The sequence below is a fragment of the Heyndrickxia camelliae genome (assembly GCF_002844575.1).
Taxonomy (GTDB): domain Bacteria; phylum Bacillota; class Bacilli; order Bacillales; family Bacillaceae_C; genus Margalitia; species Margalitia camelliae.
Map to the genome: position 1 here is coordinate 19,670 of NZ_PIQO01000007.1, position 15,873 is coordinate 35,542.

The following is a 15,873-nucleotide window of genomic DNA, read 5'->3' on the forward strand; positions in this document are numbered from 1 at the left end:
TTGTCAAAACTAAAAATTAGTGTTACTATATTCGCAAAGTAAAGTAAAATTTAGGCAGTTGGTGTTGGCGCACTTACTGCTCTTTTTAATTCCTTTAATCTATTTATTTGAGACTTCAATACACCTCTGTATAATTCAGCAAATCTATAAAGTTTCAATCCCTCATATTTTTCAATGAGTTGAACGACCTTACCAGTCTCATTCAAGCATTTTTGATATTCTTCTTTTTTTGACATGCTATTAAACTCCTTTTCTATGAAATTTTTTTCGGAATCCAAGCCTCAATATATCCAACAGCTTTTAACATATCTTTTCGTTTAATGTCTCGGTAACTTGCAACACCAAAACGATCTTTTATATCTCGGTATAGTTCGCTAAACAATTTTGGTCTCATATCCTTATCTGCGGTTATTTCATAAACCTTGCTGCTTACAGCTTTCTGAATTCTCCTCTGCTCGCCATGATCAAGAGTAATTTGCTCTTCAACCATTAAACGAATCTCCTTTACTTCATTCTTTAATGCTGAGACATCTTCGGAATTCATAAGTGATAACCTCATCGAAGCCTCAAGCTGTTCCTTTTGAGATAGCATTTTTACTTGATTTTCTATCTTATAATAGTTATCTACTAACATTTCATAAGCATCCCATGCAGTATCAGTATTTAATGATTTAGCATGTAGCCAAGCTCCTTTTTCAGTCCAAAGATATAAAATTGAAGTGAATTTAAGGTTATCGTCAAATTGACGTGACCATTTGAAACTTCGTAATTCTTCACCAGATAAAGCAATATAGTGTTTTCTATGAACATATCTTTCTGAATTTCTTTGGAAGTTTCTATTTATTACCTTTGAATATGTTCCATAAGCTTCTGCCAATTGAGCAGTTGTTAAAACCCTTTGACCTTGATAATCTATAATTTGCATTTCCATCGTTTTTTCACCCCCTTTCAAGTTTTAGAACTAAAATCGTTCATCAAAATTCGCCATGTGACTAAAAAGGAAAGCCTGGTTAGGGTTAATAGTTAACATTTAATCACCATTCTTTTCCTCCCTTTTGGTAAAATAGTCTTGTCTCCCAGACATAACTTTTACGTATAGGAGGTGAAAAATATGGATATGGTTCTAAATATTTGTATTTCAGATGGTTCTGATATTGTTGTTGATGGATTTGATAAAATTGCTTTTTACAATATAATTCCAAACATTGAAGTAACTCGTTCAGGATACTCTTGGCGAAAAGATTATTATGAAGAGTTATTAAGCAATCTAGCAAAATATAAATTTATTAGTATTGAAAGACATGATTCTAACCATGGCTTGGAATATAGGAAACATTCATTTGCTTTCAAGAACTCACATTTTGAGGGTAATAAACCCTTAATTCTACAAACATGTTGCATTACGACTATTATTGACATGTATAATTAGTTTGTTAGGCGGACTTTTTAGTCTGCTTTTTTATTTATTGAAATATGCCAACTTCTTTCTAAATAAGTATTTTTTGTTTCTTCAAGAACGTTAAGCACTTCAGCAGCGTTCAATTCTTCCCTAACTAAAACTCCTATAATTTGAGAAATAATCTCTGGTTTATTCACTTTCCTCACCTCCTAAAAATTGATCACTTACCATAATGCTTATCAATGCTACTAATACTGTGAAGAAATATAGAGTAAGGAAATAGTTCATGTCTTTATCACTTTCTCTTTTTCATCTTCAACTTTATTGAGTTCCATATCCTTCACATTACTTAAGTCAGAAAAGTCTTTTCCTATATATCTTTTTAGAAAATCATCTATTTCAAATTTAGGTATTTTATATTGGCCTAGTTTCAGTGCTTTTAAATGACCATTCCTAATAAGTGAGTAAATAAAAGTTCCGTTACATTTAAAGAGCTTTGCTGTTTCCTTTACTGTGAATAACACATCTTCCATCTTTTTTAATCCTCCTCACTTTTGTAAGAAAAACCAAGAAGGTCAGAAATTTGTTTTTTGTACTTTTCTCCTCTTCGATTTCCTTTTACAATATCTGATAGGTAAGAAACAGAAATTCCAATCTTTTTTGCAACCTCAGTCATAGTCATTTCCTTTAAAATTAATGCAGTTTGAACATTGATTTGAAATTGCTTATTCTCCAATAGCCTCACCTCCGACACAATGAGAAAATTTTCGCTGAAATATTGACTGAAAATTAGCATGTGTGCTAATATGAATTTATAGGAAAGCACAGCAAATAAACATTAATACTATAGCCCCCCAGCTAATAGTTAGATGCTTTTTGATGGCATTTTTATGTCTTTTTTTGCTATGCAATCCGCTAAATAAATAGCTTATACTTGAATAATAATAGCTTATAGACTAAAAGTCAAATAATTTATTAGACTGTAGACTATTTTTTTGTTCAAGTTGCTCGAAAGGTGATAATTATGTCGTTAGTTCAAAGGATAAAGCATCTATGTAGGCACAGAAAGATATCGGTTGCAGCATTAGAAAGAACACTTGAATTTGGTAATGGAACAATTAGGAAATGGGATAATGCTTATCCTTCTGCAGATAAATTAAAAAAGGTCGCAGATTATTTTGGTGTAACTGTAGATTATTTACTTAATGAAAATGAAGATACGGAATCTATAAAATCCTCATTATCTTCTAAGGATCAAAAAGACATAGAGAAAAGGATGAGAGAAATTAAAAAGGAATTAGAAAATGCAGATGGACTAATGTTCTCTGGAGAACCTATGAGTGAAGAAGCTGTAGAATCACTTTTATCTGCAATGGATTATATAGTGACTCAAACAAAAATAATCAATAAAAAATATATCCCCAAAAAACATCGCGATAAAGAATAATAGTTGAATCGGAGTGTTACATTTGACTAACTACATAAAACAAAGGGTTAAAAAACTAACAAAAAAATTCAAAACAAATAATCCATATGATTTAGCAAACTTATTAAATATTAATGTATTAGAGTGGAACCTTCATAAAGATATTATGGGATTTTATAAGTATGAGAAAAAAACTAAATGGATTGTCCTTAACGGCAATTCAAATGAAAAAGAAAAATATTTTACTTGCAGTCATGAATTAGGACATAGCGTTTTACATGAAAGATTCAATACTCCGCATTTAAGAAGAGATACTATGTTTTCAATAAATAAACTTGAACGTGAAGCAAACGCGTTTGCAATAGAATTAATGTTACCAGATGATGTATGGAATGAATATTTAACCAACTATAGAAGTTTAACTGATCTAGAAAGAGTTACTGGAATCCCACAAAATTTATTGATAGCAAAATTGAATCAAATGGAGTGAATTTTAGTGCAAGGTGGAGTTAGAAAACGCGGTGATAATTGGTACTATTATTTCGAAGCAGGAAAAGTTAATGGGAAAAGGAAAAAGATTGAACGAAAAGGTGGAAAATCAAAAAAGGAAGCTCAAATAGCTCTCAGGAATGCAATTGCTGAATTTGAGCAAAAAGGTAATCCAATCGTTGAATCTAACGTAAGCGTAGCTGATTATTTTGATTACTGGTTCAAAAATTATGTTTTGATAAATTGTAAATATAACACGCAGCAATACTATAGAGGCATTATTAATAACCATATTAAACCTTATTTTGGTTCATATAAATTAAAACAAATAACTTCAAAATCATTGCAAGAATTTTTAAATAAAAAATTCCTTGATGGATTTTCTAAAAGTTCTATTGCGAATTTTAATGGAGTATTACAAAAAGCATTTAGAATGGCAGTAGATCCTTATAATTTTATAAAAAACAATCCTGCTTCTACTATTCATATACCAAAATTCGACGAATCAGTTAAGGATAATAAATTAAAAATTATAAGTCGGGACGATTTCGAAAAAATCATTGATAGATTTCCAGAAGGAAGTTCGTTTTATATTCCTTTACAAATTGCTTTTCATACTGGTATGAGAGCATCAGAGGTATGCGGGTTAACTTGGGATTATGTCGATTTTGAAAAACGAATTATTAAAGTACGTCAAATAATCGTCTTAAAGGGTAGCACTATTGAATTTGGAACACCAAAAACCTCTTCGTCAAATCGGGATATTTTAATTGGTGAAACGTTGTTTAACATACTCAAAAAGCATAAAGATAATCAAGAGAAAAACAAACAATATTATAAAGAACATTACATTAGCTCAAATTTTGTTTGTACTAAGGAAAATGGACAAGTTATTACAATGAATACGCTAAAATATTTGAGTAGAGTTGTAAATTATGAATTGTGTATTAACTTTAACTTTCATTCCTTACGTCATACCCATGCTACGATGCTATTAGAATCTGGAGCTAATCCTAAAGATGTTCAAAAAAGATTAGGTCATAATAGAATTTCTACTACTCTTGATACTTATACCCATGTAACAGAAACAATGGAAAAATCAACAATAGATCTATTTGAGAAGTTCTTAAAAAAATAAAAGAATATTGCCACCGCACGGAATTTTACGGTGGCAAACAGGTGGAAAACTTATACTTTTTTATCAAAAATCATTTTAAAACATTGTCATTTCAATAACAATTGTGTTACACTTTCCACATGCGCCGTCTGCGGAAACATATCCACCGGCTGCAAATATTCTACTTTATATTTCGAACTTAATACCTGTAAATCTTTTGCCAAAGTTGAAGGGTTACATGATACATATACGAACTTCTTCGGTTTGACTTTCAAAATTGTTTCTAAAAATTTGGAGTCACAGCCTGTTCTGGGTGGATCCACCACCACTACATCGGGCTGCCAGCCTTCTTTTACCCATTTTGGCATAAGCTCCTCGGCTTTACCGGTAAAATAATGGGCATTTTCCACACCGTGTTTCTTTGCATTTTTCTTTGCATCCTCGATGCCTTCTGGGATTATATCCATTCCGCGGATTTCCTCCGCTCCGTCTGCTAGCCAGAGTCCAATGGTACCGACCCCGCAGTATGCATCGACAATTTTTTCTTTTCCCGTTAGTCCTGCAGCTTCTTTTACTTGATTATATAGTTTGACCGTTTGAACGGGATTTAGTTGAAAGAAAGCACGGGCAGATAGTTCGTATGTAAATTCTTCTAGACGTTCTTCCACAATATTTTCGCCGGACAAGTGAATGGTTTCATCGCCTAAAATAATGGAAGTCTTTTTCGGATTTATATTTTGCATGATGGATACAACTTCCGGCAGTCGTTTTTTTATTTCGGAAATAATCACGTCTTTACGAGGCAATTCCTTTTTTGCTGTGACAAGCATGATCTGAACTTGTCCGGTTTCTACACCGACACGTGTTACAATGGTCCTCACAATGCCTTTTCTTGTTTTTTCATTATAAATAGGAACTTTGAAATCTGCTAAAATTTGCTTGACGACATTCGTCACTTTATTTGTAACGGGCTGTTGGACGATACATTCTGGAATGTTGATAAGTCTGTGAGAATCGATACTGTACATTCCCGCGATGACTTTTCCGTGATCTTCCCCCAATTGAAATTGGCTTTTGTTGCGATAATGCCATGGGTTGTCCATTCCAATTGTTTCACGAATATCCATTTCCTCTATTTTAAACCGAGTGTGGCGTTCCAGTGCTTGAATTAGAATGTCACGTTTTTCTTTCAGTTGTTGACTGTATTCTAAGTGTTGCAGCTGGCACCCACCGCATTGTTCATAGACGATACATGGAGCTTTTACTCTGTGCTCCGAGCGTTTTCTTACTTTTTTCACAATCGCTTCTGCATATTTCGGGTGTGCCTTTGTTACCTCTACAACAACCTCTTCGCCTGGAAGAGCACCTGGTACAAAGACGACTTGTTTTTTAAAGTAACCGACACCTTCTCCGTTAATTCCCAAACGCTTAATGGTCAAAGGGAACTGCTGCTTTTCTTTTATTAATAATGTTTTTTCTTTTTTCAACTATTATCACTCCGTCTGTCGATACGTACATCAGTTTTTTGTATTATACCACACCATCATTTTGAATGTTTTACAGCCCCTATCCTTTACCAATATGCACCATCCGCCCTTTTTTAAACAAAAATATGTTATAATATAAATATAAGAATAATATAGCATACAGCAAAGGAGTCTTATGGATAAAAATTTCTTATCCGCTCAAATTGGTCAGCGTTTACGCTTTTATCGGCAACAACGAAATCTTTCTTTGGATGAGGTTGCAGAGCTAACAGAAGTGAGTAAACCAATGCTCGGTCAAATTGAACGGGGTACATCGAATCCAACAGTAGCGGTATTATGGAAAATTGCAGCTGGTTTACAAGTGCCAATTGCCTCCTTTTTAATGCAGAATCCATCTATAAAATATCTGCCGTTGGAGGACCAGCCGTTTATTAAAGAAGACGATAATTTGTTTGAGACATATAATACGTTCGCTTCCCCAGGAATACCAATTGAGAACTATCGTATTCGAATACTGCCTGGTTGTACACATCAATCTGAGGCAAAGGGAATCGGTGTGATAAAAATTGTCACTGTCTATACTGGGGCCTTGTTAATTAAAATCGGTGATGAGGAATACAATTTGAAAAAAGGGGACTCTATTTCCTTTTCTTCCGATATTCATCAAGTATACCAAAATCTAATGGACGAGCCTTGTGAATTTAATTTAATCATTCAATATTCTAATCCACAATTTGTATAAATGGAAAGGGTGGTATCGTTGGAAACAGCTATCGAGACAATGTACTTTTTAAATAATCCAGAGAGAAATATCACCACTATCGCAACAGAGACACAATTACGGTATGAAGATGTTATAAAAGACGTCTTTGGGGTGGCATGTGAAAGTGACTTAATGATGATGATTAAGTTTAATAAAAAATTCAAAGATTGTATTTGTCAAGAATACGGTGTAACGGAAAGCGAGATAAGACTCGACATGATCTTTCGCATTGCAACAGAAGAGGATATTAAACAATACAATAATAGGCAACATTAAGGAAAGACCTGTCTGGCAAACAGGCCTTTTTTATTTTCCATCCTTTTAAGAGCCGAGTAACGGATTTTTTACTTTTTCCTTCATCATGTAATAATCTAGGCTTTCAAAGCGATAACCGCGTTTCTTTAAATCTTCAATCGACTTTTCAAGTGCCTCCGCATTATCTTTTGAAACAGTGTGTAGGAGAATAACAGCTCCAGGATGGACTTGTGCCATAATATTGTCATAGGAATATTTCCACCCTTTTTGTTGGTTGATTCTCCAATCTAAAAAGGCGAGTGACCATAGGACATGGGTATATCCTTCCTGATTTGCAATCTCCATCGTACGTTCACTTAATATCCCCCTTGGCGGACGCAAATAATGCATTTCCTTTTGGGTTGTAATTCGCGCCGTTTCCTCCTGTACCTTTCGAAGTTCTTCTCTGATTTTGTCATCAGATATTGCTGTCATATCTGGATGACTCCATGAATGATTTCCAATAATATGTCCATCTTTTACCATTCTTTTGACTAAATTAGGCTGTGACTTTAAATAGTGGCCGGTCACAAAGAATGTAGCAGGTACTTTTTCTTTTTTCAACACATTTAAAATATCCTCTGTGTACCCATTTTCATAGCCATTATCAAAGGTCAAATATAATATTTTGTCATGTGGATTCCCTTTATAAAAAGCATGATGCTTTTTTAGCAGTTCATCATATTCTTTCCCCGCATCCGCTTGCTGCTCATTTTTCCCTTTAGTAAAGCCCCAATGAATAGCTCTATTGGAAATGGCATATGTAGGATAGGCAATAGAGAAAATAAGTAACACAATAGTAGGAAACATAAACCACTTTTTCATTTCGGCACCTCTCTTTTTGTATATTTTTTTCTCTTATAAAAGAACTATGCCGGTTAATAATTACCAAAATGAATTTGTGGATAGAATTTAAGTTATTCAGAATTTGTGGATGATTAACAATAAATAGTGGAAAACTTTTCATTACTCAAAAAATTCGAATGTGGATAGATTATAGATAGTGGATAAAAAATCAAAGTTTGCCGCTATTGGAGAATTTGTTACAAAATACATTCTCTCGTTTGGGGGAACTTAAACGTTAAGAGGTGATCTCCAATGAGCAAAAAACTGTTTTTAGGTTTTCTGTTTCTATTTTTGCTAACAACGAATGCCTCGGCTCAAACCAATAGGCAAATTGAAATATTCGATATAAGCAAGGAAAGAGTAGTAAAGAAAGTTCCAGCTTCATCAGATATACAGGAGAATGTTAAACGACTATTAGAGAGAACCACGAGTGTGTATCCTAAGGTAAAGCCTATTCCAAGCAAGGGTTTTATGGTGAAAGTGCCTCTAGAGCCGGCAATGGTTCTGCGTAATCAGTGGTTGCATGGGAAAATAAATCAAGTTATTCTTGTATTCCCACCGAAGGAACACCCGTTTTATTTAGTAATGGATGAAAAAAATAGAACCCATTTATTTCTATTCGAAGGGGAAACGGATACTCTTTTGCGAAAGTTGAATTACAAACCTAGAGGATATTAAAAAAACGCTTGGAGGTATTTTGCCCCCAAGCGTTTTATTTTATTATTTGAAAACAGGCTCTTTAAACTGAGCTAATTTTTCTAAAGAAGATTTATCTACATCTGCATGCAAACTATTGCCATGAGAATCCATTGTAACAACGGCTGTGAAGCCTTCAACATTTAAGTGCCACATAGCTTCTGGAATACCGAATTGTGTTAAATCGACACCATCTACTTTTTTAATACAGTCTGCATAGTATTGTGCAGCTCCGCCAATTGCGTTTAAGTATACTCCACCATGTTCTTTAAGCGCAGCAAGTGTTTTTGGACCCATACCGCCTTTTCCAATTACCGCACGGATACCAAATTTCTTCATGATATCACCTTGATATGGTTCCTCACGAATAGAAGTTGTTGGACCGGCAGCTTTAACTGTCCAATTGCCGTCTTCATCTTTTGCCATAACAGGTCCGCAATGATAGATAACTTGTCCATTTAGATCTACTGGAGCATCATTATCCATTAAGTATTTGTGAATAGCGTCACGGCCAGTATACATACGGCCATCGATACGAACTACATCCCCTACTTTTAATTCGCGGATTTGTTCTTCAGTGATAGGAGCCTTTAGATGAACTACATTTGTTTGCTCTTCCGATGCTGCTGCAGTTTCTTTCTCTGCATCATTTACGAATTCAACTTTTTCCCCATCTTGATATAGCCATTCTTGAATATCTCCTGTTTCAGGGTCAATAGTTACACCAAGACGACGGAATGCCCAGCAATTGTAGGCAACGGATACAAAAAAGCTTGCTGGAATACGATTCATTACCCCAATTTTACAACCTAAAAGGGTTGTTTCACCGCCGAATCCCATTGTACCAATACCTAGTTTATTCGCGTTTTCCATGATGTAATCTTCTAGTTTACGAAGATCCTCATTTGGGTTAACATCCTCAACTGAACGGAATAATTGTTCTTTTGCAAGGTCATATCCAGAAGATCTGTCTCCACCAATTCCTACGCCGATAAAACCAGCACTACAACCTTGACCTTGCGCTTGATATACGGAGTGAAGAATGCATTTACGGATTCCATCCAGGTCGCGTCCTGCACGGCCTAAGCCTTCTAACTCACATGGCAAGCTGTATTGAATATTTTTGTTTTCGCAGCCGCCGCCTTTTAAAATTAGACGAACATCGATGTAATCTTTTTCCCATTGGTCAAATTTGATGACAGGGGTTCCGCCTCCAAGATTATTTCCACTGTTTTTACCTGTTAAAGAATCAACAGAATTTGGACGAAGCTTTGCGTCTTTTGTTGCTTGTTCAATCGCATTGTAAATTGCTTCTTTGATTTTTATTTGATTAACTCCAACTGGCGTTTTGATTTTGAAGGTTGGAAGGCCAGTATCCTGACAAATTGGTGAAATATTCTCATCTGCCATTTGGATATTATTTGTAATGGTTCCTAAGCTTAATGCTGCTCGAGTGCCAGCATTTTCACTTTCCTTCGCTTTTTTAACAGCGCGGCGAACGTCCTTTGGCAAGTTTGTAGACGTTTCCACAATTAGTTGGTACATGCTCTCTTGGAACTTTTCCACGTTCATCTTCTTCTCTCCCTTGTAGCCTGTTTCAATTTTATATGTATATTTCCGCCTCCCATTATACTCCTATAAAGGGATTTATAAAAGAATAGTTTTTAGACTTTTAGGCATAAAAAAAGGCCAAACCATTCCAGGTTGACCCCTTTCATTACTTCTTAAATTGTTCGCATTTTAGTTCCAGGTCGTCAATCATCTGAATTAAACGATCAATATCTTCAAGTTCCGTTTGTTCCGGATCCATAGAATCAATAACTTCTAAGAACATGTTTAAGCGATGTTTTAAATATTCTACTTGTGACTCTTTATCGTGAACGGCATTACCCATGTTGTCTCTCCTTTCTGATTGGCTGCTTTCTAGAACATGTACAACCAAGCCTATCTATATCATAACAAAAATTGTTAACATTTTTTACTCTTTTCATGGATTTATATCAAGTAAATCATTTGCAGAATGAGATTATCAGGATTAATGGACCGAAATGGAGAAGAAACGGACCGAAACCATTGTCCAATGGACTGAGTTGACCATTAAATGGACCGAGATTTGAGTGGAACGGACCGAGTTGTGACTTTAGTCCTAAATCAGTATAAAAAACAAACTGCACCTCATGCCTCAAGGTGCAGTTTATTTTTATAGAATGATTACTGATCAGGGCAAGCGTCCTTATCCACTTACAGGCGAGGAACCAGTCCCTCCTTCCCAATTATCGAGGTTGATCCGTGGCCATGAATCCAAAGGAGACGTGATCTTGTACAGGGATCCAAGCCCCGATACCTTGGGATGTTACGTTTTTAACCATGATTCTTTTCTGTTTGCCTTTTAAGACTAGGTATACTTCTCCGTAAGTTACCTTGCCCTTTTCATTAATGGCAGGTGCATAACCATACAGGTAGCCAAGTCTTCTTGGAGGAATATTATATACTCGGTCCTTCTTAGTGCCTCCTCCAACGATTGTTTCAAAAGAAAGCGGAAGGTTCGTTGCATTCATTGCTTTCAGTAGCATCATTTTCTTCACATCTTCGGCTTTTGCAACTTTTGCAGTGAGACCTCCCCTTACCACTTTTTGAGATTCCTGGACATAATGAATCTGATAATTGTTTTTTCCGCCGCGATTATCAAAATAATTCGTATTAATCTTTTGGTACTGCCAATTTGGTGATGTTTCCATTGATTCATAATTTAACGGCCACTCCCCTAAATAAATAGTGGCTCTTAAACCGATGGACAATGGAGAATTATTAACAGATGATTCATTTAAGATTCTAATTAAGTTAGGATTTTCAATCTTTACATTAGATGTTTTGATAACCTTCTTGGTAAATTCACTTGGCTGTAAATACGGAAGGTCCTGTGTAGAATTTGGGTACGTATTTTCCTTCGTAATATCTAATACAGACGAAGGAACCGTCAATTTCTTTATTCCTTTGGACGGAGGGGCAGCTTTATTCGCGAATGCACTTGGCGTTGCAGATAAAAAAATCAATAAAAACACAAGTAATAGCCTTTGCCATTTCATTATTGAGAGACTCCCTTCATAAGATGAGTAATCATTTGTTTTTACTTTTTCCAGCATGAATATTTCTTATCCACAAATTTTTACTGATCCATAAAAAACTACTTAGCCGTATAGACTAAGTAGTCTTCTTATAAAAGATAAAATCCGATTCCCATTATGATATAAGCTGCTAATAAAGTAGCCCCCTCAAACCAATTCGTTTCACCATCATTCGCTAATATAATGGATAACAAGACAGCGGTTACCATTGCCACTAATTCAGGCATTGTAAACACCAGCGGCATTGGGTGGCTGAAAAATAAGGATAATATGACGAGAACTGGTGCTACAAACATGGATATTTGCAGGGTTGAGCCGAAAGCGATTTCCACCGCTACATCCATCTTATTTTTATAAGCCATCAAGATTGCCGATGCATGTTCTGCTGCGTTTCCTACAATCGCAACAATCACAATACCAATAAATAATTCACTCCAGCCAAAGCTTCTGGCCACAGACTCAAATGTATGAACCAAATTTTCAGAAATATAAGCCACTGCTACAGTTGATAAAAATAAGATCCCAATTGCCTTCCCCTTCTTCCATTCTGGAACCTCTTCTTCCTCATCATCAACAACAGACGGGTCCTGATATATTCCTCTATGTGTAACCAGCTTAAAAAATAAAGCAGCAAGGTATAGCAAGATTAAAATAATCGCTATTCCTACACTTAGATGAACAGTGTTGGTTAAATTAAGATTCATGGAGAAAACTTCTGGAATAACGAAAGCAACGATAACGGCAAATATTAGTAAGCCGGAATTGTGTCTCGCATCGTAGACATTAAATTTCTGGCGTTTAAATTTAATCCCACCTATCAGAAAGGCCATTCCTGCTACTAATAATAAATTCCCCAATACAGATCCCGTTAAGGAGGCAAGTACAACTTCGTTTAGCCCAGCTTGAATAGAAAAGATGGATATAATCAACTCTACCGCATTACCAAACGTTGCATTTAATAACCCTCCAATCCTTGGACCTGCAACAATTGCTAAACTCTCGGTAGCTCTTCCCATAAAGCTTGCCAATGCAATGATTGTTAAACAATATATAATAAACATTATAACGCTTGGCCAATGAAATATAGCGCCAATAACTGAAATCGGTACCCCAATAAATACCATTATTGCAAAGACTCTATTCATAATGACCTCCTAACTAAATTGCTTCTTCCTATTATCGTAACCTCTTATTAAAATGAAAACGCAGGAAAGATATTCTCCTTCTTCCATATAAAGCGAAAATTAAAAAAAATGCCTGTCTTCCTACTTTATGATATATCGAAAATTCAAATGATTATTCCAATTATTTTGTTTAATTGCATTCCCATCGCTGATAAGATTAGGTATTATGATAATGAGAACAAAAGCGCTTGCGACTTATCCATCTTTGTATGGATGCGTGAAATTTGTATTGTAATTTTACCTAATGCTGATTTATCGTACAGAGACATAGAAATCCGCTATCCAATAGACGCAGGACCTTTTTTTTACAAAGTTATCCAGATAGAGAACTTATCATATATTTCTAAAACAAAAAAATTTAACACCGAGGGAATACATATGGGGAAAACTAATTTTAGATTTTGGATATTAGTTAGTATTGTTGCAATGTCAGGATTTTCACAAGGGATGCTGCTGCCATTAATCTCCGTCATATTTGAAAGCAGCGGCTTATCCTCCTCCTTAAATGGGATTAATGCGACCGCCTTATACATTGGGACACTGATTGCCTCTCCTTTTATGGAGCAGCCGTTAAGAAAATTCGGCTACAAACCAATAATATTGGTGGGTGGTTTAGATGTCGTTGTCTCCTTAATTTCATTTCCTTTATGGAAAACATTTTGGTTTTGGTTCTTTTTGCGGCTGCTGATTGGAATTGGTGACCATGCTTTGCATTTTGCCACCCAAACATGGATTACTTCTTTTTCCTCTCCAAAACGATTGGGGAGAAATATATCACTGTATGGATTATTCTTTGGAATCGGCTTTGCAGTAGGTCCTTTAATGACTCCGCTTGTTAAAGTTAATCAGTCATTGCCGTTTATTATTTCTTCGCTATTTTGCCTCATCGGCTGGTTATTTATTTTTACTTTAAAAAATGAATTTCCAGATCAGGATATCGAAGTAAATTCTTTTTTTAAAACGATTAAACGATTTTCATCTGCCCTTAAGTATGGTTGGATTGCCTTTTTGCCGCCTTTAGGATACGGATTTTTGGAATCCTCCTTAAACGGCAGTTTTCCTGTATACGCACTCCGTAATGGAATTGATGTCAAAAATGTTTCCGTTCTGCTAGCAGCATTTGCAATTGGAGCGATCGTCTTTCAGCTTCCCCTGGGAATAATGAGTGATAAATATGGACGTCGAAACATTTTAATTTTCATTCTGCTTTTAGGAAGTGTCTGCTTTACGACAGCAAGCATTGTCGAAGGTTCCGTTATTGCCTTGCTTTTCTGTCTGTTTATTGCCGGAATGCTGGTAGGGTCTACATTCTCCCTTGGGATTTCTTATATGGCTGATTTGATGCCAAAAAACTTATTGCCTACTGGGAATTTACTATGTGGGATTTTCTATAGTATCGGAAGCTTAGGAGGTCCATTTATCGGTGGATTATTTATTCAATATTTCCGGAGTATAAGCTATTTTCATATCATTAGTACCATATTGTTCATTGTCTTTTTGCTCATTCTTACATTCGGACATAAATCATTTGTAACTGTTAGAGAAAAATAATAAAAGGGTGGCGAGTAGCCACCCTCTTTTATTAGTGATATCCATTCTGCCCGTTCGCAGAACCAGATGTTTTTCCTTTTGGCTTTTGTTTTTTATTTTGCTTTGTTTTACCCATAACAGTTCACTCCTCTTTGTTGTAAATGAACTTACAATTTTAGTTTCATCATTTTCCAAAAAAGCTTCCATGGTATCTTTTGTAAGTTCTTTTAGCAATTTTTGTTTCTATCTGTCAACATCGCATTTATTTCTCCGCCAATCATCAAGATGAACCCAGTTAGATAAAACCAAAGCATTAATACGATAATTCCCCCTAAACTGCCATAGGTTGTTGAATAGTGACCAAAATTCCCAACATAATAAGAGAATGCATAAGATACGATAGCCCAACCAATGGTTGCAATAATTGCTCCAGGGATAACCGTCAAACATTTTATTTTTTTATTCGGTGTTATAAAATAGAGAGCCATAAATACTACAAATAAAATAACCATACTTATAAACCATCGCAATCCATTCCATAGACTTACAAATCCTTCCGATATCCCGAAATATGAAAAAATATAGATTCCAAAGATTTCTCCAAACAATGGAACAATTAACGCAATCAATAATACAAATATCATTGCAATGGTTAGCAGAATCGATAATCCCCTTGTGATAAAAAATGGCCTAGTTTCTTGTACATCATATGCTCGATTCATGGCTCGGATAATTGCGTTCATTCCTAAAGACGCAGACCAAAGTGCTGCAATAATTCCAAACGATAATAATCCACCGCTTCGATTATTCAATATTTCTCCGAGGTTTTCTTCTATCATGGCAACAGTTTGTTTTGGAGCAAAGTCACGAATAACATTCAATAGATCCTCTGTTGTTAAAGGAAGATAAGAGAGCAGTGAAACCATAAATAATAACAACGGGAACATTGATAAAAGAAAAAAATAGGCTAATTGCCCTGCTACACCATTAATATCGTTCCCATCTATTCTCTTCACTAAATTTTTAACAAAGTTTATTACATTTCTTACCTTAAAGAAGCCGTTCCCCATTTTTTCACCTCAACAATGTACCATGCTTGTACATTATTTTCCCTTGTTCATGATAGAAAAAACATAATTCTATAAAATCCTTTTTAATTTCCATTTGACACCTATTCCTTTTCGTGAAAATATAGAAATAGCTCTGAAGAGGAAAGGATGCTTATCATGAATCTTACCGAAAAAACACCTGAAAACATTGAGTATATGATTTCAGAAATAACTACTAAATTAAAAATGGTGAATGCAGAAGCAATAAAAGCAACAAATTACACAGAGGAAATGTACGATGATTTACATGAGATTTATGAAATGGTGATGAAGAAAAATTCCTTTAGTCCGAATGAAATGCAGGCAATTGTAGAGGAATTAGGGAACTTACGGAAATAAAGTGAAATCAGGACCATCCCAGCGAGCTATGACACAAAAAACGGCATCCATTTTGGATGCCGTTTTTTG

21 protein-coding genes are annotated in these 15,873 nt (G+C 35.2%); 9 read left to right on the forward strand and 12 right to left on the reverse strand.

The window, feature by feature from the left end; genetic code table 11:
- Positions 1-50 precede the first annotated feature (50 nt).
- Positions 51-236, reverse strand: coding sequence for a hypothetical protein (locus CWO92_RS10975; RefSeq protein ID WP_101354254.1), 186 nt, complete (start codon positions 234-236; stop codon positions 51-53).
- A gap of 17 nt (positions 237-253) precedes the next feature.
- Positions 254-931 carry an ORF6N domain-containing protein gene (locus tag CWO92_RS10980; protein WP_101354255.1) on the reverse strand — a complete coding sequence of 226 codons (678 nt, stop codon included), beginning with the start codon at positions 929-931 and terminating at the stop codon, positions 254-256.
- A 180-nt stretch (positions 932-1,111) separates the two neighbouring features.
- Here CWO92_RS10980 and CWO92_RS10985 point away from each other — a divergent pair, with 180 nt between their 5' ends.
- Complete coding sequence (locus CWO92_RS10985; protein WP_101354256.1) at positions 1,112-1,429, forward strand: hypothetical protein; 318 nt, start codon at positions 1,112-1,114, stop codon at positions 1,427-1,429.
- 17 nt (positions 1,430-1,446) lie between these two features.
- Here the strand turns inward: CWO92_RS10985 and CWO92_RS25395 are convergent, their stop codons facing one another.
- The 3 genes from CWO92_RS25395 to CWO92_RS10995 form a co-directional block, all read right to left on the reverse strand.
- Entirely contained in the window at positions 1,447-1,596 is a 150-nt protein-coding gene (locus CWO92_RS25395; protein ID WP_165786668.1) for a hypothetical protein, read from the reverse strand.
- A gap of 87 nt (positions 1,597-1,683) precedes the next feature.
- On the reverse strand, positions 1,684-1,932 hold the full coding sequence (locus CWO92_RS10990; protein ID WP_101354257.1) for a helix-turn-helix domain-containing protein: 249 nt from the start codon (positions 1,930-1,932) through the stop codon (positions 1,684-1,686).
- Between the two features lie 5 nt (positions 1,933-1,937).
- Positions 1,938-2,135 (reverse strand): helix-turn-helix domain-containing protein, encoded by a 198-nt coding sequence (locus CWO92_RS10995; protein WP_101354258.1) that lies wholly within the window; start codon positions 2,133-2,135, stop codon positions 1,938-1,940.
- Between the two features lie 288 nt (positions 2,136-2,423).
- Between CWO92_RS10995 and CWO92_RS11000 the strand changes: the two genes are divergently transcribed.
- From CWO92_RS11000 to CWO92_RS11010, 3 genes are read left to right on the forward strand one after another with little or no spacing between them, the layout of a single operon-like run.
- Positions 2,424-2,846, forward strand: a complete 423-nt coding sequence (locus tag CWO92_RS11000) for a helix-turn-helix domain-containing protein (protein ID WP_101354259.1) — start codon at positions 2,424-2,426, stop codon at positions 2,844-2,846.
- Positions 2,847-2,868: 22 nt separating this feature from the next.
- On the forward strand, positions 2,869-3,315 hold the full coding sequence (locus tag CWO92_RS11005) for an ImmA/IrrE family metallo-endopeptidase (protein WP_101354260.1): 447 nt from the start codon (positions 2,869-2,871) through the stop codon (positions 3,313-3,315).
- Between the two features lie 6 nt (positions 3,316-3,321).
- Positions 3,322-4,452, forward strand: coding sequence for a site-specific integrase (locus CWO92_RS11010; protein ID WP_101354261.1), 1,131 nt, complete (start codon positions 3,322-3,324; stop codon positions 4,450-4,452).
- 86 nt (positions 4,453-4,538) lie between these two features.
- On the opposite strand, the gene rlmD is transcribed toward CWO92_RS11010, so the two are convergent.
- Complete coding sequence (rlmD, locus tag CWO92_RS11015) at positions 4,539-5,918, reverse strand: 23S rRNA (uracil(1939)-C(5))-methyltransferase RlmD (RefSeq protein WP_101354262.1); 1,380 nt, start codon at positions 5,916-5,918, stop codon at positions 4,539-4,541.
- Positions 5,919-6,093: 175 nt separating this feature from the next.
- On the opposite strand from rlmD, the gene CWO92_RS26305 reads away from it, so the two are divergent.
- Positions 6,094-6,660: a helix-turn-helix domain-containing protein gene (locus tag CWO92_RS26305; RefSeq protein ID WP_101354263.1), complete on the forward strand. Its 567-nt coding sequence runs from the start codon at positions 6,094-6,096 to the stop codon at positions 6,658-6,660.
- Between the two features lie 18 nt (positions 6,661-6,678).
- Positions 6,679-6,957 carry a hypothetical protein gene (locus tag CWO92_RS11025; RefSeq protein ID WP_101354264.1) on the forward strand — a complete coding sequence of 93 codons (279 nt, stop codon included), beginning with the start codon at positions 6,679-6,681 and terminating at the stop codon, positions 6,955-6,957.
- Positions 6,958-7,002: 45 nt separating this feature from the next.
- Here CWO92_RS11025 and pdaA read toward each other — a convergent pair whose 3' ends face one another.
- On the reverse strand, positions 7,003-7,800 hold the full coding sequence (gene pdaA / locus CWO92_RS11030; protein WP_101354265.1) for a delta-lactam-biosynthetic de-N-acetylase: 798 nt from the start codon (positions 7,798-7,800) through the stop codon (positions 7,003-7,005).
- A 273-nt stretch (positions 7,801-8,073) separates the two neighbouring features.
- Here pdaA and CWO92_RS11035 point away from each other — a divergent pair, with 273 nt between their 5' ends.
- Complete coding sequence (locus tag CWO92_RS11035; RefSeq protein ID WP_101354266.1) at positions 8,074-8,499, forward strand: hypothetical protein; 426 nt, start codon at positions 8,074-8,076, stop codon at positions 8,497-8,499.
- Between the two features lie 42 nt (positions 8,500-8,541).
- Here the strand turns inward: CWO92_RS11035 and CWO92_RS11040 are convergent, their stop codons facing one another.
- The 4 genes from CWO92_RS11040 to cax form a co-directional block, all read right to left on the reverse strand.
- Positions 8,542-10,089 carry a fumarate hydratase gene (locus tag CWO92_RS11040; RefSeq protein WP_101354267.1) on the reverse strand — a complete coding sequence of 516 codons (1,548 nt, stop codon included), beginning with the start codon at positions 10,087-10,089 and terminating at the stop codon, positions 8,542-8,544.
- Positions 10,090-10,234: 145 nt separating this feature from the next.
- Positions 10,235-10,411, reverse strand: coding sequence for an SE1561 family protein (locus CWO92_RS25400; protein ID WP_165786669.1), 177 nt, complete (start codon positions 10,409-10,411; stop codon positions 10,235-10,237).
- A 379-nt stretch (positions 10,412-10,790) separates the two neighbouring features.
- A complete protein-coding gene (locus CWO92_RS11045) occupies positions 10,791-11,603 on the reverse strand; it encodes a YfkD famly protein (RefSeq protein WP_101354268.1) in 813 nt (270 codons plus the stop codon).
- A gap of 128 nt (positions 11,604-11,731) precedes the next feature.
- On the reverse strand, positions 11,732-12,787 hold the full coding sequence (cax, locus tag CWO92_RS11050; protein WP_199256874.1) for a calcium/proton exchanger: 1,056 nt from the start codon (positions 12,785-12,787) through the stop codon (positions 11,732-11,734).
- 417 nt (positions 12,788-13,204) lie between these two features.
- Here cax and CWO92_RS11055 point away from each other — a divergent pair, with 417 nt between their 5' ends.
- Positions 13,205-14,377 (forward strand): MFS transporter, encoded by a 1,173-nt coding sequence (locus CWO92_RS11055; protein WP_101354402.1) that lies wholly within the window; start codon positions 13,205-13,207, stop codon positions 14,375-14,377.
- A 206-nt stretch (positions 14,378-14,583) separates the two neighbouring features.
- Here CWO92_RS11055 and CWO92_RS11060 read toward each other — a convergent pair whose 3' ends face one another.
- Positions 14,584-15,426, reverse strand: coding sequence for a YihY/virulence factor BrkB family protein (locus CWO92_RS11060; RefSeq protein WP_101354270.1), 843 nt, complete (start codon positions 15,424-15,426; stop codon positions 14,584-14,586).
- A gap of 156 nt (positions 15,427-15,582) precedes the next feature.
- On the opposite strand from CWO92_RS11060, the gene CWO92_RS11065 reads away from it, so the two are divergent.
- The gene (locus CWO92_RS11065; protein ID WP_101354403.1) at positions 15,583-15,804 is read left to right on the forward strand and encodes a DUF1128 domain-containing protein; all 222 of its coding nucleotides are present in this window, start codon (positions 15,583-15,585) and stop codon (positions 15,802-15,804) included.
- Positions 15,805-15,873 lie beyond the last annotated feature (69 nt).

Excerpts from the sequence above, each read along its gene's own strand:
- CWO92_RS10975 (WP_101354254.1), bottom strand. The coding sequence starts at position 236 with ATGTCAAAAAAAGAAGAATATCAAAAATGCTTGAATGAGACTGGTAAG.
- CWO92_RS10980 (WP_101354255.1), bottom strand. The coding sequence starts at position 931 with ATGGAAATGCAAATTATAGATTATCAAGGTCAAAGGGTTTTAACAACT.
- CWO92_RS10985 (WP_101354256.1), top strand. The coding sequence starts at position 1,112 with ATGGATATGGTTCTAAATATTTGTATTTCAGATGGTTCTGATATTGTT.
- CWO92_RS10990 (WP_101354257.1), bottom strand. The coding sequence starts at position 1,932 with ATGGAAGATGTGTTATTCACAGTAAAGGAAACAGCAAAGCTCTTTAAA.
- CWO92_RS11000 (WP_101354259.1), top strand. The coding sequence starts at position 2,424 with ATGTCGTTAGTTCAAAGGATAAAGCATCTATGTAGGCACAGAAAGATA.
- CWO92_RS26305 (WP_101354263.1), top strand. The coding sequence starts at position 6,094 with ATGGATAAAAATTTCTTATCCGCTCAAATTGGTCAGCGTTTACGCTTT.
- pdaA (WP_101354265.1), bottom strand. The coding sequence starts at position 7,800 with ATGAAAAAGTGGTTTATGTTTCCTACTATTGTGTTACTTATTTTCTCT.
- CWO92_RS11035 (WP_101354266.1), top strand. The coding sequence starts at position 8,074 with ATGAGCAAAAAACTGTTTTTAGGTTTTCTGTTTCTATTTTTGCTAACA.
- CWO92_RS11040 (WP_101354267.1), bottom strand. The coding sequence starts at position 10,089 with ATGAACGTGGAAAAGTTCCAAGAGAGCATGTACCAACTAATTGTGGAA.
- CWO92_RS25400 (WP_165786669.1), bottom strand. The coding sequence starts at position 10,411 with ATGGGTAATGCCGTTCACGATAAAGAGTCACAAGTAGAATATTTAAAA.
- CWO92_RS11045 (WP_101354268.1), bottom strand. The coding sequence starts at position 11,603 with ATGAAATGGCAAAGGCTATTACTTGTGTTTTTATTGATTTTTTTATCT.
- cax (WP_199256874.1), bottom strand. The coding sequence starts at position 12,787 with ATGAATAGAGTCTTTGCAATAATGGTATTTATTGGGGTACCGATTTCA.
- CWO92_RS11055 (WP_101354402.1), top strand. The coding sequence starts at position 13,205 with ATGGGGAAAACTAATTTTAGATTTTGGATATTAGTTAGTATTGTTGCA.
- CWO92_RS11060 (WP_101354270.1), bottom strand. The coding sequence starts at position 15,426 with ATGGGGAACGGCTTCTTTAAGGTAAGAAATGTAATAAACTTTGTTAAA.
- CWO92_RS11065 (WP_101354403.1), top strand. The coding sequence starts at position 15,583 with ATGAATCTTACCGAAAAAACACCTGAAAACATTGAGTATATGATTTCA.